This is a genomic window from Paenibacillus sp. NPDC056579 (assembly GCF_042793215.1).
Taxonomy (GTDB): Bacteria; Bacillota; Bacilli; order Paenibacillales; family NBRC-103111; genus Paenibacillus_S.
Genome location: NZ_JBHTVD010000004.1, coordinates 454,739 through 479,887, shown reverse-complemented (window position 1 = coordinate 479,887; position 25,149 = coordinate 454,739). Strand labels below are relative to the sequence as shown.

Genomic DNA, 25,149 nt, shown 5'->3' with positions numbered 1-25,149 from the left:
CCTTTCGCTGATGTCTATTATGTCCTAAACTTTCCGTCTCGTCAACTACATGTTATTTAATTAACTTAATAGTTAATTTAAACTCCGATTATCCCGATCCCCCAAACGTAAGTACGCGTTCGTCCATTATTAACAAAAAAAGATAGAGCCTTTTCAGAAGCAATCTGAAGACTCTATCCATTTAAAATATTAGATGAAGACGCTGCTCCAGCCTGAATAAAAAAGTCTCCCTCTGCGGTTTATACAGAAGGAGACTTTCCTCTAGGCATGAAGCATCACATCTCTAGAGTCGGTACACTGACCGTTACTTTTGTACCCAAGCCTACCGTACTCTCGATGCTTAGCTCTGTACCGTACATAAATTTCAGCCTTTTACGGATGTTTAGCAGCCCTACGCCTGAACGGGAAGCTGTTTCGCCATCCGGATCTCGTGTCAACAGCTGCATCAACCTATGCTGTTCTATCCCAACACCGTTATCTTCGACTTCGATTTCATATTGACCTCCTGCTTCGGAGGCTTTTATACGCACGACACCGCCTTCCAGCCGGCTTCCGATACCATGCCGAATCGCATTTTCAACAAGCGGCTGAATAAGCAAAGGCGGGAGCATAACATCTCTTACGGATTCACTGATCTCGTATTCGATGCGGATGCGATCCTTAAATCTTGCCTTTTCGATTTCGACGTACGATTCAATCAAGACAAGCTCACTGCTGAACGGGACCCCCTTCTGAATGTTGCTGAAGGAGAAGCTTCCTCTCATATAATCGGCGAGGTCCGTTATTAGCTTTCTCGACTTCGTCGCATCCGTGTAGCTAAGCGCCATAATCGTATTTAATACGTTATATAAGAAATGCGGCTTAATTTGAGATTGAAGAAACGCAACCTCCAGATCAACCATCTTGCCCACCGACTCTTTCATGACAAGCAGGCTTTTGACGCGCGCTTTTAATTCCGCTGCATCGAATGGCTTCGGCAAATAATCGTTGGCCCCCGACTCGAACGCGACAATTTTATCCTCAGGCTGAATCGAGGCCGTCACCATAAGGACTGGAAGCTCCAAGAGACTGTACTTTTTGCGAAGCTCACGCACCACATCGAATCCCGACAACCCCGGCAGCATCAGATCAAGGATGACCAGATCAATGGAATGCCCTCCATCGATTTGCTGCAAGGCTTCCTCCCCGTCCTTCACGGCGATGACTTTGTAGTCCAGCCGCTCTAACGGATCAATTAACACTTTCAAATTGGAGAATTGGTCGTCGACCAGCAAAATCGTAAATGTCCCTTCTCGCTCGGATACATAGGGTGTCATGAAAGAATAGCTTTGCTCGGTTGCATTGCGCAGCTCACTGGGCGCATTGTCGCCAATGCGGGATTCTGCATCCTCCATCTCAGTGTATTCCGCTGCGGACGGCAGACTAAATGTGAATACCGATCCTTCTCCTTTGACGGACATTACCCGAATATCGCCCTGCTGCAGCTCCAGCAGCTGCTTTACTATCGGCAGGCCCAGTCCGAAGCTTTGATTGGAATCGATCTTCAGCGATTTGAACGGCTCGAATATGACAGGCAAATCCTGTTCATCAATACCGATTCCCGTATCTTTGACGGATATGACGATCATCCCGTTATGCTCGGCCGCTTGCACTTCAATCGTGCCATGTTCCGTATACTTCACTGCATTATCCAGCAAATTGCTGATAATTTGCCGGAAACGGCTAGGATCGGCCAATACGAATGGAAGCTCGTTCGGTACGTTGTTGATGAGCTGCACCTGTTTATCTCCGGTCATAAAAACGAAGATTTTCAAAGTAACTTCTACCGCAGATCGCACATGAATCGGAACAGGATTTACCGTCATTTCCCCTTGTTTTAATTTTGAAAAGTCCAATATATCGTATACAAGCATAGATAACCGTTTTGCAACCGTAGTAATAATTCCGAGGCTTTCCTTTTGCTGCGCCGTTAAAGGATACCGGTGGTCTTCCAGCACGGACTGGGCAATGTTCATCATGCCATGGAGCGGCGTTTTGAACTCGTGTGCCGTCTTCGTCAAAAATTCATCCTTCAGCTTATCGGCCTGAATGAGCTGGATCGACAGCTGCTCGTTCTGCTTGAACGCATTCGAGAAACGAAGCGACATGAGCAAGGTCAGCATCAGCAGGAACAAAAACGGTTCTATCGGCGGAAACGTGAATAGCGGCACGAAGAAATAAACATTCAAATTTTGCACAAAAGCATAAAGGTTGAGCGCGACTGCGGCAACCGCCAAATACAAGCTTCCTTCCACTTTTTGCCGGGCAGCCAGTATAAACACATACAACGCATAAAAAATCGGGAAAACCGCATAAAACGTCGATACCGGCTGCATAGCCGCTTGCTGGAAATAGGAGAAAAACAACGCATACCCGATCGTTAAAATACATCCGATAACCAGCATAAACCATATGATTCGCCTGGAGCAATAACTCCGAAAGCCTGTATAAATATAAAGGCAAAACGACATGCCGACTCCGACGACCGAGAGATATTGGAGGCGCAGGAACAGCCATCCCGGCAAGGATTGGACGAGCTCATACACCACTCTCTCGCCCCTCATTGACGTAAAAGCGCCAGTAAACAAACAAATCAAGCCAAACATGAAGATGGACGGATCATTTCTCCGTTGAGTATATAAGCCGACGAAGTACACGCCTACCATCATGAAGGCCGTAAGCCTTATCCAATCATAGGCCATCGCTTTACTTTGGATCTTCGAGATCTGTTCGGCGTACCCGATGTAAATAGAATGATTTATCCCGCTGCTTGCCGGAAAATCATAATTCGAAACTTGAACAATAACTTCATTGGTTCCCCGCTTCAAAGTAAAAAAACCGGCAAATGGCTTATTCCGCGCATCATAAGCCCGGTTATTAGCAGGATCTCCGCTCTTCCCGATTAGTTGGCCATTCACATAAATATGGTTAGCCATAGGGATCGACAATGTTTTTAACCCGTATAAGCGGTTATCTTCCTCGTTTTGGATGAGCAGCCGATACGTTGCGCTGCCGAAGGTGCTCATTTGGTCCGACCATGATCCCGGCACGGAAATCATCCGAGGAGCGGGCACACTTCCCTCAGCAAAATTTTGCGCGAACAATAACTGATTGGGATAAAACTCCCACTGGCCGTCGAGCTTCATTACGCCTTCTTCGGCGAAACGCCAGGGTTGTAAATCGAGCACACCATGCTCCGCCTTCGGCGCTCCGTCATCTTTAAGCTTCAATATCCAAGGGATCGTTCCGTACGTGCACACGACCATAGCAACTGTAATTAAAAGTGCTGCTATCTTCTGTTTCACGCGCCGCTCCTGATTCGGAAATGGGAAGAAGTTAACTGCTGGTACAACGCAGCGGTCTCCGGCTCCAATTCGACACCGAGACGCTCGCGTACCTCATGCTCCAGCTGCCGGTATACTTTAATCGCCTCATTGCGATCCCCCATCTCCATATGCAGCTTCATCAGCTCCCGGCTATCCTGCTCGGAATCCGGAGAAATCGCTACACTCCTGCGCAGACACTCGAGCGCATAAGAGCGCTGGTCATTGCTTTTGAAAAAATGAGCGAGCCTGCGAAGCGCATGCACATATTTGTCCGCCAGCTTATCGCGCCTGTGGTACGCCCAAATAAAGTCACAGTCTTCCAGGTAATCCCCCTTGTACAGAGCCATGATCCGCTCCAGACGCGGTACGCCAAGCCCCGTATCTTCCAGCGTTTTGTCGAGCAGCTGTTCCAGCTCGGTTGCATCGCAAACGAGGCTGCCGCAATCAAGCGAATAACCATGGGCCGTCTTACGAACGGTTAACGGCAAGCCGCTCTCCCGTATATTTTTTCTAAGCAGCGATATGCACGTATGCAAATAGGTCCTTGCCTTCTCGGCATTCGATTCCGGCCATAGCGTCTCCATAATGACGGTACTCTCTACGGTTTGACCGGATCGGTGGACAAGCAGTGCGCACAGCTCCTTTTCCTTGTTCGTCCGCCATGACAATTGCGTGCTTTCGCTCTGCCCGAGCTTAACCGAGAAGCTGCCCATACAGCAGATTCTCGGGCTACCGCTCTCTTCATATCCTCCAGACCGTCCTGCTACAGCTTCTTCAATCCGCTTAAACGAATGATGCAGCCTATCCTGTTTAATCGGTTTCAACAAATAGTCGAGCGAATGAATTTCAAACGCTTCGACAGCATACTCGGCATAAGCCGTTGTAAAAATAATATGCAAACCAGGGTGGGCCGTCTGAATGGCGCGCGCCACGTCCACGCCTTTCATACCCGGCATTTCAATATCCAAGAAGACAGCGTCCACTTGCTGCTGTTTGATTTCCTCAACGGCTTGCAGCGGATTCATATATTTACCGACAATGTCCACATTGCCGAGCTCGCACAGCATAATTTCCAGCATATCCAGCGCGAGCTCCTCATCATCAACCAGTACGACGCGAATCATCAATGCTCCCCCATTGCCCAAAGCTCTCATTTGTATGTGAGTAATTAATTCGACAAAATCAGACGATGTCCTGCTCTTTTTTTTCCACGAATAACCAAGATACTAGGTCCAACTACCTTGACAACCGGGGATAAAAAAAAGAAAAAGCCGCATCCCATGCGACTTCTATATTTGGTGCATATTTCATTGCTCTACTGTTAGTGTTGCCTGACCTTTCACCAGCTTCTCCTCGGTACCGGTGCCTGCGATTGGCGAATAGACACAGCAATGCAGGTCTTCGTTGCCGTTAATATGGCCAAAGGTGTTGATTTCGAACGACAACTCACCAAAGTCCGGGTGGTTCAGCAGAAAAGGCTGCGTCTGCTTCTCTTTGACATTGTGACGATCCCACCGGGCGGCGAATTCTGCACTTTCCTTGGAAAGTCTTTGGACGAACGTCTCGTACCACGGGTCCCCCTTCGACTGCCCATGATACGAGCGGAGGATAGCGGCGCTATATTCGGCAAAATCTTCCCAGTTCAGAACTCGGTTCCGTAAATACGGATTCATGAAGAGGGACCAGACCATGTTGCGGCCCATCACAGGGTCTTCCAGGAAGTCATATAAGAAACGAGGCGCCTGGCGGTTCCACGCGATAATTTCGGTCCGGCGATTGACAATGATGGAGGGATACGGCAGCTGGTCGATGATCTTCTGCAGTCCCGGTTCGATCGGCGAAGCAAGCTGTTGTTCGGACCAATCCGGAAGATCGCCAAACCCCGACAGCCGCATGACATGCAGCCTCTCGTCATGAGACAGGAGCAGCACTCTGGCGATACTCTCCATAACTTCCCTGGAAGCAGCCACGTCTCTTCCCTGCTCCAGCCACGTGTACCATGTGGTGCTGACATTCGCCATTTCCGCGACTTCTTCCCTGCGAAGTCCGGGGGTTCTCCTTCTCCCGTATCCGCCGGCGATGCCGACATCCGCCGGTTGAAGCCTTTCTCTGCGCGATTTTAAGAACTCTCCAAGCAGATTCCGGCTTTGCGTCATTTACCTATCACCTCCGTGACTTAAGAGTACAATATTCAAATGATACCATTCCTGCTGTAGCAAAATAAAGCCTCCGCTCCGCCTTAGGGCGGGCGTGAGGCTGTAGCTTGTGGCATAATATCGCTTTGATGATCTAACGATTGTTATTGCTTAATATGCTGCTATCCGTTATCCCATCTGCAGCACCAGCTTGCCCGACGTTTGCCGGCTTTCGAGCAGCCGATGCGCCTCAGCTGCCTGCTCCATCGGATAGATACCGTACATCTCCGAGCGTACATCCCCGTTCGCGAGCAGCTGCAGCGCTTCCCTCGCTGCCTTTCCCACCGCCTCCGGATCATATACGGCATATGCACCCAGGTTAAAACCGACGATATTCCTATTTTCCAGCCAAATCTCATTCGTGTCATGCATCAGCTTGCCGCCGCTGGCATTGCCCAAAGCGATCATTTGACCTAGCGGCTTCAGGAGCTCCAGACTGTGATCCCTCGTCTCTCCGCCAACCGGGTCAAAAATAGCGTCGACTCCCTGTACTCCCGCCAATCGTTTGGTTTCATTGGCAAAATCCGAGCGCAGCAGCAGTTCATCATATCCAAGCGAGGAAGCGAGCTTGATCTTGTCCGATGTGCCCACTGTTCCCAATAACATACCGGCACCGAACCGCTTGGCGACTTGCCCTAGAAAGCTGCCCAATCCTCCTGCAGCGGCATGAACCAGGACGGTGTCTCCTTCCTTCATCCGGCTCACATGCTTGACAGCCATATAGGCGGTAGTGAGGTTAACGATGGAGGCAGCCGCCTCGGCCATCTTCCATTCGCCTCCTAGTGTATCCAGCGGTACCGTAAGCTGCGGCGTTACTCTAGCCTGAGTCGCGTAACCTCCAAGCTCAAGGAGCTTCATAGATGCAACCGGCTGGCCGATCGTAAATCCCTGAACGCCCTCTCCTATAGAGCGGACATATCCGGACACCTCTAGGCCCGGGATCACCGGGAACGGAAACAACTCTGTAAACTCGCCCTTGCGGATCAGAATATCTACGAGCCCAATGCCAGCATACGCCACATCGATGATCATCTCCCCGTATCTTGGCGTAAGATCCGGCAGTTCCTTTAATTGCAGCACCTCGGCTCCGCCTGCTCTTTCAATAACAATCGATTTCATTTTGAATACCTCCCCATAGGATATCTACGAATTTATGTTACCAACGAAGGGCGGCTCCAAACAGGTTTCGATTATACGGGTATAAAAAGTAACAGGCTTCGCGAAGAATATCAATTTATCCTGAAAGGAAGCATTACCTATTGTGAAGGATCCATAAGGGCTGTATCGCTTGGACCGCCATATTCCCTACTCATTTAATAAGGTGGTCACCCTGCTCTGGATCAGCTTGGCTACTTCCTCCGCAGGCTTTTGCCCGCTAAAGAACGATCTGGCTTCGTCTCCTATGATGGAAATTATACTCCCCTTCACCATCGAATAGTTATCCGCAGTGCTAAGAAGCTGTTTGAATTTAGTGAATTCTTCGTCCGATACCTTTGGTATTTTTCCGTCTGGCAGCTTGTATGTACCTTTTTTCACTTGTTCTTGAATATCGTTTAGTTGCTTCTCGTTCACAGACTTAAGCATGGAAAACCCTTCTCTCTCTTGCATGGACTGGATCTCTTCGGATAACAAGAAGGCAATCACCTTCCATGCCTCCTCTTTAACCGGAGATTTGGCTTGAATAGCGAACTGGGATGTGGTGACAATCCGGGTCCCGCTTTTTTGTTCAGGCTTTTGCAGCAGCTTCGGGTTGGAGTAGAACTGATGTAAGCCGTTGATAACATCTGCCGGTGATTGCAAAACGGTAGAGTAGAACATTTGCTTGCCTACGTCAGCCGGTTCCGTGGTCATGACTTTATTATCATACATGCTTTTAATTTGCTGCATCGCTTCCAAAAATAAAGGAGAGTCGAACTTTGCCTTCTTCGCCGTTTGATCAACAAACTCCGCGTACTTATCCACGATCATCTCTTGAAGGAGTATTTCCGGCGGGTCATTAGCTAAGGCATAACGGCGTTCCTTGCCGCTTTCCCCCATTTTCTTCGATATCTCCGCAAACTGCTTCCAGGTCCAATTCTTATCGTCAACGTTTGTCTTCTGCAGAAGATCCCCATCTCCTACGAACGCCCGCAAGTTGAATCCGGATGGAATGCTATACAAACCGCCATTCATCTTCAACGCATCTATAATATTCATCTGCAACTCGCTCTTATTCAGTGTTGCATCTTGCTTCATGAGCTCATCCAGGTTCAGGAGAAGCTTTTTGCTCATATAATCGTCGATTGGCAAGCTGCTTATTTCGAAGATATCCGGGCCTCTGCCTGCCAAGAGCGCCGTATTCGTCGTCTTCTGGTATTTTTCATAATCTTCCGTGGATTGGATTTGCAGGTCGATGCCCGAATTTTTTTCTTCAAATTTTCTCTCTACAGCCTGGAAAAATGCGCTCGATCTTTGCAATGACAAAGTAACGACGGTCTTCCCCTCTCCTGATGCATTGCCCCCCTTGCGCTCCACTTCCTCACTGCCGCCAGAACGGCACGCAGTCGTTATCGTTATTAACATACCAATACATAGTATCCATTGAAACTTTCTCATTGAATAAATCCTCCTATCCATTTCTCATATACATATATCAAACTATTGCAGGCGAACCTGGTTTCCGTCTTGCAAAGGCTCACTGCTTTCCAGAACAATCATGTCATCCTCATAGATGCTATCGGATTGAATCATCGTTTCATAGCCATTCATTTCATAGGAGTGAATTCGGACCTTGCGGACAATAAAGACGTTGCCTATGGCTCCTCTCTGCTCGTCAATCTTATAAACAAACATGCCCTCACGATCCTGATGAAGAGCTTCATTGGAAAGGGTCAATCCCTCTTTGCGCGATCGTTTCTCGAGCTTGATCTGTACCTGTTCACCCCCTTTCAGTCCGGGATCAACGACCTTTACGCGAAGAATCTTTTGTGGAATGGCTACCGACTTTCCTATCCCTTCATTAGAAGAGCTCGCGGTTCGCGGTTCTGCATTCGCCACTTCGTCTAATGTGCCATCGATTATACGGGATTGTTGTTCTTGCGCAGCGTGTACTTCGACCTCTACTTTCTCACCGGCCGAAATCGCAATGCTGGACAAACGGCTTGAATCGGCAACAAGCTCGAATCGATAACCAAGGCTGCTATTCGTCATAACAATATCAGGCTCACCTGCCGAGGCCAGACCTTGTGCGGAATTTACTTTCGTAATCACCCCATCGAAGGGAGCCGTCAGTTCCTTCTGGATCGATAGACGGTCTTTCAGATCGTTAATTTTACGTTCCTGCAACCCTAGATCAAGCTTTCTCGTTTCGAGATCGCGTCTTGCATTCCGAATCTTGAGCTCGTCCCCATCCATGGTTGACTGGATAAGCTGGTCTTGAATACTTTCAAGAGCGATTTTTTGCTTGTCTAGGCTGGTCATTTCATCTTCCAGTTCACGTTCGGCCGTTTTGCTGTCATAGATGATTAGTTGTTGCCCCTTCGTCACTAGATCACCTGCTTTAACGAGAATTTGTCGGGCCTTCCATCCGGCAGCATTCGATAGGTTAGCTTCATTGAGCGGTTGCAGGTTCCCGCTGCCTTCGATTGTGAATACAAGACTTCCCTTGGCCGGCTTTTCCGTTATCACTTTCGGCAAGGCTAACGACTGCAGCGTATTGCTGAATATCGTAAAAAACACTAATAATCCCATAAATACAATGAACACGACTTGAATGCTTTTTTTTCGCCTATGATCAACCGGCTTCTTTTCCAACTCCATCTCCCCTTACACTTGCATGGTAGGCGACGACATCGCGACACTACCCTTTGATGCCAGACAATTGAATACCTTCTATGAAGTAGGCTTCCGCATATAGAAACAGCAGCACCATCGGAGCCATATAAATGACGGACGCAGCAAAAGCAACCCCCGGCTCAGCATTGATCCTGGACAAATAAACCGATAACGGCTGCTTGAACGGATCATCCAGAAAAACTATCGGCTGTTCCACCATGTTCCAGTAATCAACGAATAAGAGGAGAACAAGTGCAGCGAGACCCGGTTTAACCATCGGGAGCATGATCTCGAAGAAGATCCGCAAATGCCCGGCTCCATCCATTTTTCCCGCTTCAATGTAGTCATAGGGAATTTCCAGCATGAATTGTCTTAGCATGAACACGCCGAAAGCAGCGAAAATGCCTGGTAGTAGGATCGCGATCGGACTATTTAGGAGCCCAAGCCTATCCGCCATAATGTAATTCGGCACTAACGTCACTTGGAATGGCATGAGCATCGTCAAAACATACACGAGAAACAAGGATTCCCGCCCGCGAAATTTCAGCTTGGAAAATGCGTATGCTGCAAGAGATGCTACCAGGGTGTGTCCTGCGATGATCGGAACTACCATAAATACCGAATTCCAGAACATCGCGAGATATCTCGGACTGTCCACCAACACCTTACGATACTGCTCCAAGGTCACTTGATCCGGCAGCAATTTCAAATTCACGAAACGAGCGGCTTGGTTCATCTGCCCTATGGAGCCGTAATTGATGCTAATTTCTTGCTCTGTCATGAGCGAGTTTGTGAATGTAATCACAATTGGGAATAAGAACACTATGGCTATTGCGCCCAAGAAGAGCGTCAACACGCCTTTTTTCAATATTTTGGCAGCAAGCACCTCCAACCTTCCCCCTATTCCATAAACTGACGATACCGGCGTTCAACCGCAAACAATCCAGTGACGATCAGAAGGATGCAGCCCGCCATCAAGATCGCCGCCGCAGTCAACTTCTGAATATCGAGCGATGTGAACATGTTGTTCATATAGTGCTGCAGCATGTAGATACTGTCATGCGGATAATCGCCGGCAATCAAATACGTTTCCCTAAATACTTTGAACGAATTAATGATCGACATAATGACTACGAAGAATATGGTGGATGTTAAGCAGACAATCGTAATACTGCCGAACTGCCGTAAACGACCTGCCCCTTCCACTTGAGCGGTGTCGTAATAATCTTTCGGGATTTGCTGCAGTCCCGCCAAGAATAAAATCACGTTATAGCCGATGTTCTTCCATAGATAGACGGCAATGATCACGATTCGAGCATGATCGGTCTTCATCCAATCCACTCGTTCGATACCGCTGCCGCTCATCCAGGCGTTCAAGGAACCATTCCAATCAAGCAAAATTTGCCAGACCAGCAGGGTCGAAGCTACAGGAACGACAAGCGGCAGCACATACGCAGTGCGCAGCCAATTTCGAAGGTATACATTCTGGTTCAGCAGCATCGCCAAGCTTAGCGACAGCACAAGCATAAGCGGGACACTAACAGCGCTAAAATAAAATGTGTTGGATGCCGCCTTCCGAAAGGAGTCGCTCGCCAGCAGCTCTCGGTAATTATCCAGTCCCACAAAATGGCCGTCCACCGTACTGTCCATGAAAGAATAGTACATTCCCATAGCGAACGGTATCAGGTAAAACAGCGCAAAGCCGATAACGCTCGGCGCGAGGAACATCCATGCCACCGAAGCATCCTTGCGGAGCCAGTTCTTCATGGTTGCCTACAACATCCTTTCCAAAAGCCAAAGTTCAAAGGCGTACGGTTACAATGATTCCATCCATATTGTTGCCGGAAATCTCATATTGGCGGTTGGCCGGCACTTTAATGGCGGTATTTTGGGATACTGGGTAATAGGCGACCTGATATTTTGTACCGTCAACGGTAAACAGAATGCTCTTCTCTTTCTTCAAGTAATCCAAATATTGCTCCAAGACAAATCGTTTCTCTTGCATAATGGCACTATGAGGCAGTCCGATATAGCGGTAATGCCACGGTTCATATTGGATCCCCGTAATCGCTGCTTTATCCTTCGGGTAGCGTAAGATAAAACCGTATTTCCACGCATTTTTATTCAGCCACTTTCCTTCAGGCGCTTGATTCATCTCCATTTGCGTAGAACCGATATCAAGGGATAACCCTAAATTATGTTCGCTGTAACCAGCAGGAAGAGCGTAATCCGAACCCATTTCTTGATAAAGCTGACTCTGCTCTTCCAGGCCGCGATAACCGCTAGTAATAGAGAAATGGCTGACTTTATCTTTTTGTGCAGCACCCACCATCTCTATAAATCGTTGCGCCACACTCTCCGATAATTGAATACGGTTGTCCAACAAACCATATCCCCTTATCAGCTGCTTATGCTGAGACAGCTTGATCACATCGGATTTGATTCCCTCTTTATGAACGGGATACTCCTTATTCACCAACAACAGATCACCTTGGTAAACCTGATCCTTTGTAATCGTTATCGTTTGTTGTTTTAGTTGTGATACCGCTTCTTGATCCTTTTCACGAGCTGGGTAGCCCTGCATGAGCTGTTCATTCTGTTCGAAGACGATACCCCCTGCCACCAAAAGTACGGCAAATAAAAATAGCCACTTCTTCATTTTCAGTCCTCCTCTTCTTACATTTAGACTAAGGAAAACTGTTAAAGAAAAAGCAGCGCAAAAATTAAAATTTTTCTAAAACCACAGGATCAGAGTTGTGTCCTTGAAAATAAAAAAACATCGTCCCTACCAGCTGACGATGTCAAGTAACCCCTATGTTACGCGGGCTCTGCAGGTATGTTTTTTTGTGGAATACGGACTTCAAATACCGTACGAATGAGATTGCTTTGGGCCGTAATCGTGCCATGATGCTGCTCAACAATATTCTTCACGATGAACAAGCCAAGACCTGAGCCCCCGTCTTTATGAGCTCTTGCTTTATCCCCACTAAAAAACATGTCGAAGATATGCGGCAGCTCCTTCTGGGGAATACTGTCTCCATAATTGACTACTTGAATCACTACATCTTTTGCATCAGGATGGCATTGAATATCTATGAACTGGCCGTCTACTCCATAACGAATGGCATTCGTCAGAAGATTTTCAAATACGCGTGCCAGCAGCTCTCCGTCACCCCAAACGATCATATGCGGGGTCATATTCAGTCTGGCCGTTAAATTATTTTTCTCCAGCACAGGGAATAATTCTTCGGTTAATTGGATGAGAAGCTCGTTAAGATCGATCGTCGTTGTTTCCATGGTAAGTTTTCCGTAGTTCATACGGGTGATTTCGAACAGTTCGTCAATCAGCTTCTCCAGACGCTGGGCTTTGGTGAAAGCTATGCTTGTATAATGCTTCCTTTGCTCCGCCGTCAGCTGATCGTCTTGAAGCATGAAATCCAAATAGCCTATAACAGATGTCAGCGGCGTTCGCAAATCATGAGCCAAATTCAAAACCAGCTGCTCCTTGCTGTTTTCCGCAAAATCTCCTCTTTGTATAGCCTGCTGCAATTTTTGGCTTGCCAGATTAATGTCCCTCGCTATATCCCCAAATTCATCATTGGAATGTAGACTTATACGACTGTTAAAATCACCGTTCGCAAGCTGGTTAATCCCGTTGGATATGACATGAAAATAAGCCGCATAACGTTTGGTGAACAGAAAGAACAGATAAAAGGAAACCGGGAAAAATATGATCAAAAAGAAATTCACATCCCCGATTTCTCGAATGAAAAAACGCAGTTTGGTAGACGGATCCTCAAACTTCGTCGTATGATAGTAGAGCTGCAGGATTTTGAAGAGGATATAGGTAAATATAGCGGATAAAGACATACTCAAGCCGAATAGTAAAATCATTTTAAACCGAAAGCTTCGGATTACGTTATCCATTGAACGAGTACCCCACCCCCCAGACGGTTTTGATCAGTTTGTTCTTATGCATGTCTTCTCCAAGCTTTTTCCGCAAGGTTCGGATATGTACCATGACCGTATTGCTGCCTTCATAGTATGCCTCACCCCACACATGCTCAAAGATATTTTCCGTGCTGTACACCTTCTTGGGATAGCTGGCAAGCAAAAATAAAATATCGAATTCTTTCGGAGTTAATTCAACAAGCTTGCCGTACAAGAACACGGTTCGCTCTTCAGGATTGATAATCAGCCCTCCAGCCTCCAAAGCAGGCTTAGTCATCACTTGCATCGATTGATTGAACTGCATGGACCGTCTCAGCTGGGCGTTGACTCGTGCGACCAGCTCCATCGGATTGAACGGTTTGGTCACATAATCATCCGCTCCTCTCACCAGCCCTGCAATCTTATCGAGATCGGTAGCTTTAGCGCTTAAAAAAATGATAGGAAACGGATGTTTTTCTCGAATTTGCCTTGTTACTTCATAACCGTCCATTCTAGGCATCATAATATCTAAAATCGCCAAATCAATAGAGTGTGTATTAACAACCGAGATTGCTTCCTGACCGTCAGCCGCTTTGATACACTGGTAGCCTTCTTTCTTCAAATGCAGCTCAATTAGGTCGGCAATCTCCGCCTCATCATCAGCTATTAGAATCGTAATAGACTTCATACACTCTACCTCCGTAATACGTAGTATTACATATATTAAATCGTTTATTCCTAGTGATTCCGGCTAAGATTCGCTTGGCTTGGTTAATGAATTTGGTACAGCTACCTTAAACTTAGCACATAATCGGAACGCAATCCAACCGATCAAGCCCCCGCAGGAATTTAGAATAAGATCATCAACATCAAAAATTCCAATGGAAAATACGGTTTGCGCGCATTCCAAGCATAGACTTAAACCAAAAGAACACAGGAGCGCATCTACAAACGATAGCTTTCTTTTGTTTATTGATAATAGGCCAAGTAAAATACCGTAAGGGATGAAAATCACGATATTTCCTAACAGGTTATAGAGCAGATGGCTCGAAAATACATGAAATGATTTGGATATTTCATGAAACGGAATCAGATTCCCTTCATTCAGCCGCGAGGCAATATAATGAGGGTTAGCCAAATTTCGTCTCAGCTGGCGATATAGAAATGGCACATCGATCGTGCCGAACTTAAATAATATCACTTTGAATAATCCGAACACATACAAGCCGAGCAGTGCTTGGATCACAATATCAAATAATAATCTCTTCTGTTTCATTCCTCATCCTCTATTTTCCTTAAGCTCAATCTCCAGTGAACAATAAACCGAGACCATTCATCCACCCGATTTTAAGGAAAACTATTTAAAAAGAAATGAGGCTAAATCTAAAATTTTTATTAAATTGATATTGTTCTGCCCGTTAGCACAAGACGGCTGCCGAATCCATCGCGGCAGCCGTGTCTTAGGTTATTATTTTTATTCTGAGAGATCGGTCACTGCACCTTTAGATGCGGAAGATACGAGTCTTGCATATTTGACTAGCACACCCGAAGAAGCTTTGAGCGGTGGCTTCACCCATGCACGAGCCCGAGCAGCCAGCTCCTCTTCGGATGCGTTAAACATAATCTGCTGCGTTTCACTGTCGATGGTTATTATGTCCCCGCTCCTTAGCAGCGCGATCGGACCGCCTACCTGTGCCTCGGGTGATACATGGCCGACTACGAATCCATGCGAGCCTCCAGAGAACCTGCCATCCGTAATAAGGGCGACTTCCCCGCCAAGTCCCTTACCTACAATCAGCGCAGTAACAGATAGCATCTCCGGCATACCCGGTCCGCCCTTTGGGCCACAGTAGCGAATAACCAGTACATCGCCTTTATGGATTTCATTTCTCAAAATGGCTTCGGTTGCGTCCTCTTCGCTGTCATACACCTTGGCCGGTCCGACAAAGCGCTGCTTCTTCATACCTGACATTTTGGCAACGGCACCTTCAGGTGCAAGGTTACCTCTCAGTACAACCAAGGGTCCATTCGGCTTTAGCGGCTGATTCAATGGACGAATAATCTCTTGATCGTCCTGCAGCGGAGCTGCTTCGGCTAGATTCTCCGCCAAGGTTTTCCCTGTGACCGTCAGACAATCACCATGAAGAAGCCCCTCAGCGAGTAATAGCTTCATTACACCCGGAACACCGCCAATTTCGTTCAAATCCTGCATGACATGCCGGCCGCTTGGCTTCAGATCCGCCAAATGAGGAACACGCAGACGGATCCGCTCAAAATCGTCCAATGTTAAATCGACCTCTACCGAATGGGCAATGGCGAGCAAATGCAGGAATGCGTTTGTTGAACCACCCAAAGCCATAACAACCGTAATCGCATTTTCGAACGCTTTTTTCGTCATAATGTCTTTGGGATAGATCTCCTGTTCGAGCAACGATATAACTTGCTTGCCTGCTGCAGCACATTCGGCTCCTTTATCAGGTGAAATGGCTGGGGTTGATGAGGAGCCGGGCAGGCTCATCCCCATTGCTTCCGCCGCAGCGGCCATTGTATTGGCGGTATACATGCCGCCGCAGGAGCCTGGGCCCGGGCAAGCGCTGCATTCTACCTTATAGAGCTGTTCATCCGTAATTTTACCTTCATGATATTGACCGACTGCTTCGAAAGCCGAAACGATATCGACGTTTTTACCGTCAAGTTTCCCAGGCTGTATCGTGCCTCCGTACACATAAACGGAAGGAATATTCAGCCTCCCGATAGCCATCAGACAGGCAGGCGTGTTTTTGTCACATCCGCCTATCGCTACAAGACCGTCAAAGCGCTCGGCCCCTGCAACAATCTCAATAGAATCTGCAATGGCTTCCCTGCTTGGCAGCGAGAACAGCATTCCGCCATGCCCCATCGAGATGCCGTCTGAGACGGTAATCGTATTAAAAATTAATGGAGCGCCACTGTGGTCACGGACGCCTTGCTTGGCTTGAACAGCCAAATCATTGATGTGCATATTGCACGGGGTTACCTCACTCCAAGTGCTGGCTACGCCAATCATCGGCTTTTTGAAATCTTCATCAGTAAAACCAACGGCGCGCAGCATCGCTCTGTTCGGTACCCGATTCACACCTTCACTTATTACTTTGCTGCGAATACGGAGATCTTTTCCGTTCGACATTGTACATCTCTCCAGTCTTTTTAGAGTAATCCGTGCAGCTCCTGCATCGGACGGATGAAATTCTGTTTCATCATAGCCTGAGCGTTATCACTATCATTCTTCTCAAAAGCTGAAATGATTGATGCATGCTCATCGACTGAAGCCTGTGTCGCAGCCATCGGCTGCTTTAAGAACACATATTTAAAACGCCGGATATGAATTTGAAGCGAAGCGCTGAATGAAGCGATGTAAGGATTGTCCGACAGCTCTACAATGAGGTTATGGAACTGCTCATCTGCCTCCATGGCTTGATAAGCTTGACCGCTCTTAATGGAATTTGCAAAATCCAGATTAATCGCTCGGAGCTGTTCGATTTGCTCCGGAACAATAGACTTGGCGGTGATTTCGGCTGCTAAAGCCTGAAGGGCTGCCATCGTTGAATACATCTTGAAGATGTCGTCCTTCTCAATTTCTGTTACTTTGGTTTCTTTTCCAGGATGTGTGGTAACAAGCCCTTGTACTTCGAGCAGCTGAAAAGCTTCCCGAATCGGTGTGCGGCTTACGCCAAGCGATTCCGCCAATTCGGCGTCGATAAGTTTTTCCCCGGGTTGCAGCGTTCCATCGATTATCCATCTCTGAATTTGCGAGAAGGCCCTTTCTTTGGCGGACATCCGTGCTGGTGAGACAAAATTGGTAGGTACTGGCATGGTTATCATCCTCAATTCCATGTTTACTTATATGCAATATATCGCATACATATATTAATTGCAAGAGGTTTTATCGGAAACCGCATTCTGAGCAAAAAAATAAAGCCCCATTACATAGGTGGCTTGTTTGGCGCTGCCTAATTCGAATCTCACTAACTGAGACGGATCTAGTACACCTGCTATCGGGTGAACCGGTTATTCCACATATTCGAGGCGTAATTTCCTAATTAGACCACCACAAAGTAATGAAAGCCACCGCGTTAACACGCGATGGCTTGTTAATAATACCTAACCCATTCCTGACTATGAACACTCGTCGATCAACCGCTCTAAAAACTCCGAAAACATCGAAGATTCTACCATGATTTTTTTAATCCCGATATCAAAGTGCTGTCGTACCTACTTTTAATAAAGCAGCTTCCGATCCGATATGCGCGCCGTGACCACATGACCGCCGGCGTGATTGCGGTGTCCACATGCAACAGGATCCGGTCCGACATAGCCCGATTCTCTGCCCTCAATGCTGATCTTTCCCGGTTCCAGCGTTACGATAGCGTATAATGCGTCTTCATATGGCGCTGTATTGGCCAGCAATGGGTAAGCTTTCATGACTTCGTCTGAATAACGGGTAGCCGCATAGTCTTTGCCCATATAGAAGTAGGACATGCTGTTAATATGAATGAAGTAAATATCGTCAATCACCTTGACCCCGTCCAGATGATTATGACCGTTCAGACACGCAATCACTTTGCGGAACCCTGCCTGCTCATTCGCTTCTCGCAAAATCGCCCGCAGCTTATCGCTGTTTTTGATGCCATAGTTGAAATCGTTGTAGGGCGATTCCAGATTTTGATGACTGAACAGAATCGTCGTCTTGTTCGTTGCGGCCAAATCTTCCCGAAGCCATTCGAGCTGTTCTTCCGTCAAGTTGCTTATCGCATCGGGGTGCTTGTGATAGTTGCCATGCTCGTAATCGACGCAGCTTCCCTCCAGCAGCAAGTAGTTCGCATCCAGCACGACGAAATGGTAATCTCCACTGTCGAATGAATAGTAATTGCGCTCCATGCCTAAATATTCCATGATCGTCTTCTTGTCGCACTTGTCCATATCATGGTTGCCCAGCACATGGTATTTCGGTCCGGTGAACCGTTCCCATTGGGCGACAAACGGTTTATTTTGCGGGTAAGGGAAACAGAAATCTCCAAGCTGAATAATAAAATCGACGTTCTCTTCGTTCATTCGATCAATGAATTGCTGCAGCCGCTCTTCGGCCCGGTACATGAAATCTTGATGAATATCGGCCATAACGCCGAATTTGATCTTGTCTTTGCCCATAGGAATCGACTCCTTTTCTACTTTTACTCCTTCACTGAGCCGAGCACAATCCCGTGAATGAAATACCGCTGCAGGAACGGATAAATCATCAAGATCGGAATCATGCTGACCATCACCTTGGCGGCGTTCAGTCCTTGGTCGGACGTTTGCATAAGCGTCTTCAGCATCTCCGGATCCATATTGTCTATTTGCGCCGGCTGCAGCAAGAAGGTGTTGATATAGGTTTGCAGCGGCATGTTAGCAGGCGTATGGATTAACACCAATCCATCGAAAAAAGCGTTCCAATGCCCTACTACGCTAAGCAGCGTTACTGTAGCTATAGCTGGAAGGCCGAGCGGAAGATATAGGCGGAACAGCGTGTTCCACGGTCCCGCGCCGTCCATCATGGCAGCTTCGTCCAGCTCCTTCGGCAAGTTGCGGTAAAAGTTCATCAGTAATATGACATTGAATATCGGCACCGCGCCGGGGAGAACGAGAGCCCAGATCGTATCGATCAAGCCGACAGAACGGATCGTAAGATACCACGGGATCAAGCCTCCGCTGAAAAGCATGGCGATCACAAGGCACCACATATATACGTTGCGTCCCTTAAATCTCTGCGGTGTCCTAGATAATGGAAAAGCCATCAATACTGTCATAATAAACTGGATTGTTCCGCCTAGCAAGACGCGTTTTATCGACACACCGAACGAAACGAAAAACTGTTTGTCGCTCATCAGGGTCTTGTAGTTTGCCAGGCTGAACTCCACGGGAAATACGGTTACGCGTCCTGCCGACACCGCCGCCTTATCGCTTAAGGAAATGGAGACGGAATTCACAACGGGGAACAACGAAAGAAAGGCAATAAGAAGCAAGGCTATCAGAATGATGGCGTTCGTTGCTAAAGTGCCGAAGCTCTTGCCGTACGTAGTCACAAATAAACACAACCTTTCAGAAAATCCGGTAATTCGCGAACCTGGAAGCCAGCTGGTAAGAGAGCACGATCAGGAAGAAGCTGATCACCGACTTCATCAGTCCGACAGCGCTTGCAATTCCATATTGCGAGTGTAATAATCCGACACGGTATACGTAAGTGTCGATCACATCGCCCGACGCATACACGAGAGGATTGTACAGGTTCAGAATTTGGTCGAAGCCGGCGCTCAGCACCTTTTCCAGTGACAAAGTCGCGAGCAGAATGATTGTCGCCGAAATGCCCGGCAGCGTGACATGAATCAATTTGTGCCAGCGGTTTGCTCCGTCAATTTCTGCCGCTTCATATAGTGAAGGATTAATGGCTGTTAACGCAGCCAAGTAAACGATGGCGGAAAAGCCGAAATCCCTCCACACATCACTGCCGACGAGCACGTAAGGAAACCATGTGTTGCTGCCAAGAAACAGGATCGGTTCATAGCCGAATAGTCCAAGCACCTGATTGACGATGCCGCGCAAGGACAACATTTGAGTCAAGATAACCGACAAAATAACCCATGACATAAAGTGAGGCAAATAGACGATCGTCTGAATCCAACGCTTCACAGTGCGCATTTTCAATTCGTTAAGCAGCAGAGCGAAAGCAAGCGGAACGATCAGATGTGCTGCTATTTTCATTAGTGAAATGAATACTGTGTTAAAAAAGATGACTTTACTGTCGGAAATTTGAAACATATATTTGATGTTATCCAATCCGACCCAGGGCGAGCCCCAAATGCCTTTTGCCGGCAGAAATTTCTTGAAGGCGATAACCGCTCCGAGCATCGGGTAATAATGAAATACCGCAAGCAGCAGCATTCCGGGCAAAAGCATAAAATGGTAATGAAGCTGTACTTTTTTGTTCTCCATGCCGTTCCTTTCCGTCGGTGATGGAATAATTGGAACAGGGTCCCACGGGACCCTGCCGCTTATTTCAACCGCTCGACTTCTTTCTGGACTTCTTTGGTCACATCATCTCCGCCCTGCTTCTTCCATTCGGAAACGAAGGTTTCGAAATAATCAAGCGGCTTATCCCCTACGATAATGCGGAGAAACGCTTCATCCTCCAATTTGGCCAAATTGGCCCACTTCATTTCCATCGATTTCGTTATCCCGTAAAACTCGCTGTATACTTCCGTATTGATTGGATTCAGCACGTTTTTGCCGGCATTGAATTGATACAGTATATACGCCCAATCCGAAGGACTCGCTTTCAGAGCGCCCATCCCTTTCTGGTACTGGTCGAATAGCTTAATGTCCGACTCAGGCAGCTCTTCTCTTTTCAGCTTGCCGGATGCGGCATCTTGAAGCCGCTGGAAGCGGTCATAGACGGTCGATTTCACACGGAATGTACGCTGGATCGGACGAACCTGCCAGTTGGTTCCCGGGCTATCGCTATACAATTTCGGATAGCCCGGAGCCATATTATCCATATCAGTGAACCAGTTTATCAGCTTGACGATCGCTTCCGGATTTTTGGCCCCTTTCTTCACGACCAAAATCCGCCCCATCGGGTTGGGCTGGCGGTTATACCATTTGCCGTCCGACGCAGCCAGTATGAAGGAATCCCACTCCGCCTTCGGATCGTTCTTGACCGAATCCGCAAGCGATTTGGCCGGAGCCCACGTGTAGCCCGTGGTAATGCCCGCCTTGCCGGCGCTGATGTCTTTGGCAACCTGATCGGGCTTAATCGTGCCGAACTCTTTGTCGATCAAGCCCTGCGCATACCATTCTCTCAGCTTGGCAAGCGCCTGCTTGGTTTCCGGCATGGTGGAGCCGTATACGATATTCCCTCCAGAGTCTTTCACCCATATTTTGGGAAATGATTTCAGAGCCGTGAATACCCCGTCGAACGAATTGTAATTCGTCGTGCCGGTTACGAAGGTCGAAGTTCCTTGAATGCCGTAGGTGTCTTTCTTGCCATTCCCGTCCGGATCCTGCTCTATGAATGCGCGCGCCACCTTCTCCAAATCGTTCAACGTAATTACTTTCGGCAAGTTGATACCGACCTGCTTCAGCCAGTCTGTACGAATCCAGACCATATTGTCGTTATCATGCGCGGGCACGGTGGAAGGAATCCCATAAAGCTTATTTTTATAAGTCACTTTCTTGATAAAGTCGGGACCGTAGCCTGAGATCACTTTCTTCAATAGCGGCGACGCATAATGATCATACACCTGGGTCAAATCTTCCAGCATGTCGGATTCCACCAGCAGGTTGTAGTCGCTCTGGGAAACGAACAAAAAGTCGGGAATGTCGTTGCTCGAAACGAGCAGGCTGACCTTCTGGTCGTAGCCGGATTGCGGCGCCTCGAATGCATGATTGATTTTGATATTGAACTTTTCTTCAATCAGCTTCGTGTAATGGTTATCGGTCAACGTATCCTTGCTGCCTTCAGGCCATTTGTTCTCCGCCGGAGTGTAATAGCCCAGATTGACAGTTACCGGCTCGCTGTACTTTCCGTACGGATCCGGCTTTTCTGCAGCATTGCCGGCCGGCTGCTTGGGAACGGCGTCATCTCCTCCACTGCCGTCGCTACAGCCCGATACAGTAAGAGCCAGCAGCGTCACTATCGGTATGAACGTCCTCTTTACTCGGTTGACTTGTCGTTTGCTCACTTGCGGAACCCCCCGTGATTGGTTTTGTCTTCGCTTCAGCTTCATTGTATCGGATAGTCCCGCTAGGCAGGGAGTCATTACGATTCCCGGTTTGGTAGAAAAATGTTTCTTTTTCCCGAACAATAATCGACCATCCGCACAACATGGCTCACACTTGACGATGACGGTATTCGGAAGGGAGCAAACCGGTCTTCTCGCGAAACTGCCTGCTGAAATATCGGTGGTCAAGAAAACCGCACTCTTCCGCGATATCTGCGATAGACTTGGAGGTTTGCAGCAGCAGCGTCATCGCTCTCGTCAGACGAAGCTCCTTAATGTAGTCCTGATAGGTAATGCCCATCAAATCCTTGAAGCATTTGCTGAAATATCCGCGGCTAAGCATCATCTTGCGGGCTACTTCGTTTTGCGTCAGCTTGTAATCCTGGTGAAGCTTGGCAAGCTCCGCCGCTTCCAGAATACGAAGGACGACATCTTCTGGATACGAGGATCTGTGAAACATGCGTTGAATATGGTTGCGAAATTCCGTCATAAACCTACACCATGACATCCAGCTGTCAATCGACTCCGCTTTGGTTAACCATACGTGCAGAAAGTCCGAGTTTAGCGTCCGGTTCCACTCCACCAGCAAATAGTGCATTACTTTGTGCAGCTTGGAGATCGGTAGCTCCATCTCTTCCATACGTTTGCACAAGCTGTCAAATTGCGGTTCCTTGAGCGCCCAATATAAAGGCAGCCATTCGTCGATAAGGGCTTGCAGCCTCTTCTCGTCATCCTCGGACCATACAACCGATTCCATTCCATGTGACTGTTCATGCCCGCTCTGCCGTGTATCGTTCAAACCACGAATCCTCATAGTAATGCGCCGGAGCGCTTCCTGCATGAGATCGTTTTCCAATTCGGTCTTCACGATGTAGTCAATTGCGCCTAATCGAAGCGCATCCTGAATGTATTTAAAATCCTCATGACACGTCAGTACGGTCATATGTACATGCGGAAACCGCTCGCGAACTTCCTGCATCAGATCAAAGCCATTCATCACAGGCATGGCAAGATCGGTTATTAACAAATCGACGGACTCCTGCTCCATCAGCTCCAGTGCTTTTCGGCCGTTGCTCGCTTCGCCGACCACCGTTATTTCGAACTCCGCCCACTGCATCGTGGAGATAAATCCTTTTCGGACAAAATATTCGTCATCGACTACCAACGCTCTAATCATCTGGATGATCCCCCTTCAATGGCAGCCGGAAATACATCGTAGTGCCGTGCTCCCTGGAGCTGACAGTATGCAGCTTCGCTTCTTCGCCGTAATTAGCTCTTAACATCGTGTTCACATAGTTCAGTCCGATACCCATACCGACTTTGTCGCGCTCCGGAATATCGTTCATCATCAATCTCTCGATCTCCTGCTCGCTCATGCCGTTCCCGTTATCAATGACCTGAACCAGCAAGCATACATCGTCCTCCATTGTAATTCTAAGTTCAATCGTGCTCTGATCCTCCGTTAATCCGTGATAGATTGCATTTTCAATTAAAGGCTGCAGCAAAAAGCGGGGAACCTTCACGTGCATCGCTTCCGGAACCGCATGAACCCTAAGGGCAAACTCATAGTTATACCGCATTTGTTGCAAAGCGATGTAGTCCTGCAAAGCATTGATTTCATTTTGCAAAGGCACCTGCCCGCCGTCCTTGCCCAGATTGTAGCGGAGCAGCCTGATAAAGATAGTAAGAAATTGAACGATCTCCTCTTGCTGATTCGCTTTGGCGATCCACTGCACTGTGTTCAAGGTGTTATACAGAAAATGCGGGTTAATCTGAGCGACTACCTTCTCCACTTCCAAATGCCGCTTGTCCTCTTCATTTCGCTTCAATTCGGTCAACAGCATCCAGATCTTCGAGCGCATATCTTCAAACTGCTCCAACAGCACATCCAGCTCTACTACTTGTGTCCTTGCAATAGGCGGACGTGTGATCTCTGCTTCGTGAAATCGGTTATCGCCGAACTGCCTGATTTCGCGATTCAGTTTGTGCAGCGAATAATAAAACTTTCTCCATATCATGGCTCCTGCAGCCAGGCTGAACAACAGCGATACCGTAGCGATAACCAGCCATGCAATGCTCCAGTTCCAAATTTCCTTACGTAATATGTTTTTCTGGATCACTGCGTAGAGAATCCATCCTTGCTCAGGGCTGTATTCACGAAAAAAATAATCGTCGCCTATCACCTCGTAACCGTCCGTTTGTTTAAAAGAGCCAGCCATAGGTAAACCGACCGGAAACCGTTCTTCATCCTGACTGAACACGACAGTACCTTTGGCGTCGGCAATGACTTGCACCGCCGGAACGCCATACTGCTTGCTATTGAGCACCTGCTCATACAGCTTTATATTCGATTCCACATAAATATTTTGCGGGGAACGCCGGGGAATATTGAGAGGCCGCGACACCGAGAAAACCAAACCCTTATTGTTAGAAAAGGAGTTATGAGGCGGGTGGAAAATCACTCCCTTTGACAGTGTCAAGGGCTCCAATCCCCCTGTTCCGAGGCCCGGCTCTACCGGCTGATTCTGATAAAAGATTGCGTTCGTCTGCGAATCATAAATATAAAACAGACCTGTGTCCGGATTGGTAAAGCTGACTTGCTGCAAATAGTCGAAAATACGTTGACTGAGCACATATTTCTCAGCCGGATCGTCGGATTGAAACAACAGCTGCACATCTCGGGTTGCCAGCTGCTGAGAAACGTAATTCAAGTTATCGTACGTTTTTTCTATGTTCGTTCTTACTTGATGGAGCGTGCTTTGAACGCCGTTGGCCGTTTTATTGTCAAGAATTAAATAGATGACGTAATAGGATAGCGCCCCGATCAAAATAATCGGAAGAATCGAGCTCATCATCAGACCATTTAACAAACTTGTTTTCAATGAACTGGGTTTGGGTGAACCCCACGGCAGACGCATGGACTCATGACCTCTCTTCTCTTGTTGTCGCAACGAGCAAGCCTCAGTGTTCGCTGGGGTCTACTCGTTCATTTCTAGAATGAATTCGCGAGCAACTTTCATAATCCTGTTCTGGCTGCAATTGAATACGGAC

General features: G+C 47.7%; 20 protein-coding genes. All 20 read right to left on the bottom strand.

The window, feature by feature from the left end; genetic code table 11:
* Positions 1-275: 275 nt before the first annotated feature.
* Complete coding sequence (locus ACFQ88_RS19020) at positions 276-3,344, bottom strand: ATP-binding protein (RefSeq protein WP_379455311.1); 3,069 nt, start codon at positions 3,342-3,344, stop codon at positions 276-278.
* Positions 3,341-4,489: a response regulator gene (locus ACFQ88_RS19015; protein WP_379455309.1), complete on the bottom strand. Its 1,149-nt coding sequence runs from the start codon at positions 4,487-4,489 to the stop codon at positions 3,341-3,343. The genes ACFQ88_RS19020 and ACFQ88_RS19015 overlap by 4 nt, the downstream gene beginning before the upstream one ends.
* 183 nt (positions 4,490-4,672) lie before the next feature.
* Entirely contained in the window at positions 4,673-5,521 is an 849-nt protein-coding gene (locus ACFQ88_RS19010; protein ID WP_379455300.1) for a helix-turn-helix transcriptional regulator, read from the bottom strand.
* Positions 5,522-5,689: 168 nt separating this feature from the next.
* Entirely contained in the window at positions 5,690-6,679 is a 990-nt protein-coding gene (locus ACFQ88_RS19005) for a quinone oxidoreductase family protein (protein ID WP_379455298.1), read from the bottom strand.
* 186 nt (positions 6,680-6,865) lie between these two features.
* Complete coding sequence (locus ACFQ88_RS19000; RefSeq protein ID WP_379455296.1) at positions 6,866-8,155, bottom strand: ABC transporter substrate-binding protein; 1,290 nt, start codon at positions 8,153-8,155, stop codon at positions 6,866-6,868.
* Between the two features lie 42 nt (positions 8,156-8,197).
* Positions 8,198-9,358 carry an efflux RND transporter periplasmic adaptor subunit gene (locus ACFQ88_RS18995; protein WP_379455294.1) on the bottom strand — a complete coding sequence of 387 codons (1,161 nt, stop codon included), beginning with the start codon at positions 9,356-9,358 and terminating at the stop codon, positions 8,198-8,200.
* 40 nt (positions 9,359-9,398) lie between these two features.
* The gene (locus ACFQ88_RS18990) at positions 9,399-10,259 is read right to left on the bottom strand and encodes a carbohydrate ABC transporter permease (protein ID WP_379455292.1); all 861 of its coding nucleotides are present in this window, start codon (positions 10,257-10,259) and stop codon (positions 9,399-9,401) included.
* A 14-nt stretch (positions 10,260-10,273) separates the two neighbouring features.
* Positions 10,274-11,140: a carbohydrate ABC transporter permease gene (locus tag ACFQ88_RS18985; RefSeq protein ID WP_239625465.1), complete on the bottom strand. Its 867-nt coding sequence runs from the start codon at positions 11,138-11,140 to the stop codon at positions 10,274-10,276.
* Between the two features lie 34 nt (positions 11,141-11,174).
* Positions 11,175-12,032 carry a VanY-A/VanY-F/VanY-M family D-Ala-D-Ala carboxypeptidase gene (gene vanY, locus ACFQ88_RS18980; RefSeq protein WP_379455289.1) on the bottom strand — a complete coding sequence of 286 codons (858 nt, stop codon included), beginning with the start codon at positions 12,030-12,032 and terminating at the stop codon, positions 11,175-11,177.
* A gap of 158 nt (positions 12,033-12,190) precedes the next feature.
* The gene (locus tag ACFQ88_RS18975) at positions 12,191-13,300 is read right to left on the bottom strand and encodes a sensor histidine kinase (RefSeq protein WP_379455287.1); all 1,110 of its coding nucleotides are present in this window, start codon (positions 13,298-13,300) and stop codon (positions 12,191-12,193) included.
* Positions 13,293-13,991, bottom strand: a complete 699-nt coding sequence (locus tag ACFQ88_RS18970) for a response regulator transcription factor (protein ID WP_379455285.1) — start codon at positions 13,989-13,991, stop codon at positions 13,293-13,295. The genes ACFQ88_RS18975 and ACFQ88_RS18970 overlap by 8 nt, the downstream gene beginning before the upstream one ends.
* A 63-nt stretch (positions 13,992-14,054) precedes the next feature.
* Positions 14,055-14,579, bottom strand: a complete 525-nt coding sequence (locus ACFQ88_RS18965; RefSeq protein WP_379455283.1) for a VanZ family protein — start codon at positions 14,577-14,579, stop codon at positions 14,055-14,057.
* Between the two features lie 198 nt (positions 14,580-14,777).
* Entirely contained in the window at positions 14,778-16,469 is a 1,692-nt protein-coding gene (ilvD, locus tag ACFQ88_RS18960; RefSeq protein ID WP_379455281.1) for a dihydroxy-acid dehydratase, read from the bottom strand.
* A 20-nt stretch (positions 16,470-16,489) separates the two neighbouring features.
* On the bottom strand, positions 16,490-17,155 hold the full coding sequence (locus tag ACFQ88_RS18955; RefSeq protein WP_239625479.1) for a GntR family transcriptional regulator: 666 nt from the start codon (positions 17,153-17,155) through the stop codon (positions 16,490-16,492).
* A 405-nt stretch (positions 17,156-17,560) separates the two neighbouring features.
* Positions 17,561-18,490, bottom strand: coding sequence for a metallophosphoesterase family protein (locus tag ACFQ88_RS18950; protein WP_379455278.1), 930 nt, complete (start codon positions 18,488-18,490; stop codon positions 17,561-17,563).
* Between the two features lie 23 nt (positions 18,491-18,513).
* Complete coding sequence (locus ACFQ88_RS18945) at positions 18,514-19,404, bottom strand: carbohydrate ABC transporter permease (RefSeq protein ID WP_379455276.1); 891 nt, start codon at positions 19,402-19,404, stop codon at positions 18,514-18,516.
* Positions 19,405-19,420: 16 nt separating this feature from the next.
* Positions 19,421-20,311: an ABC transporter permease gene (locus tag ACFQ88_RS18940; RefSeq protein ID WP_379455274.1), complete on the bottom strand. Its 891-nt coding sequence runs from the start codon at positions 20,309-20,311 to the stop codon at positions 19,421-19,423.
* A gap of 59 nt (positions 20,312-20,370) precedes the next feature.
* Positions 20,371-22,059, bottom strand: a complete 1,689-nt coding sequence (locus ACFQ88_RS18935) for an extracellular solute-binding protein (protein WP_379455272.1) — start codon at positions 22,057-22,059, stop codon at positions 20,371-20,373.
* Positions 22,060-22,207: 148 nt separating this feature from the next.
* Complete coding sequence (locus ACFQ88_RS18930) at positions 22,208-23,275, bottom strand: response regulator (RefSeq protein ID WP_379455270.1); 1,068 nt, start codon at positions 23,273-23,275, stop codon at positions 22,208-22,210.
* Positions 23,268-25,016: a sensor histidine kinase gene (locus ACFQ88_RS18925; protein ID WP_379455268.1), complete on the bottom strand. Its 1,749-nt coding sequence runs from the start codon at positions 25,014-25,016 to the stop codon at positions 23,268-23,270. Before ACFQ88_RS18925 ends, ACFQ88_RS18930 begins: the two co-directional genes overlap by 8 nt.
* Positions 25,017-25,149 lie beyond the last annotated feature (133 nt).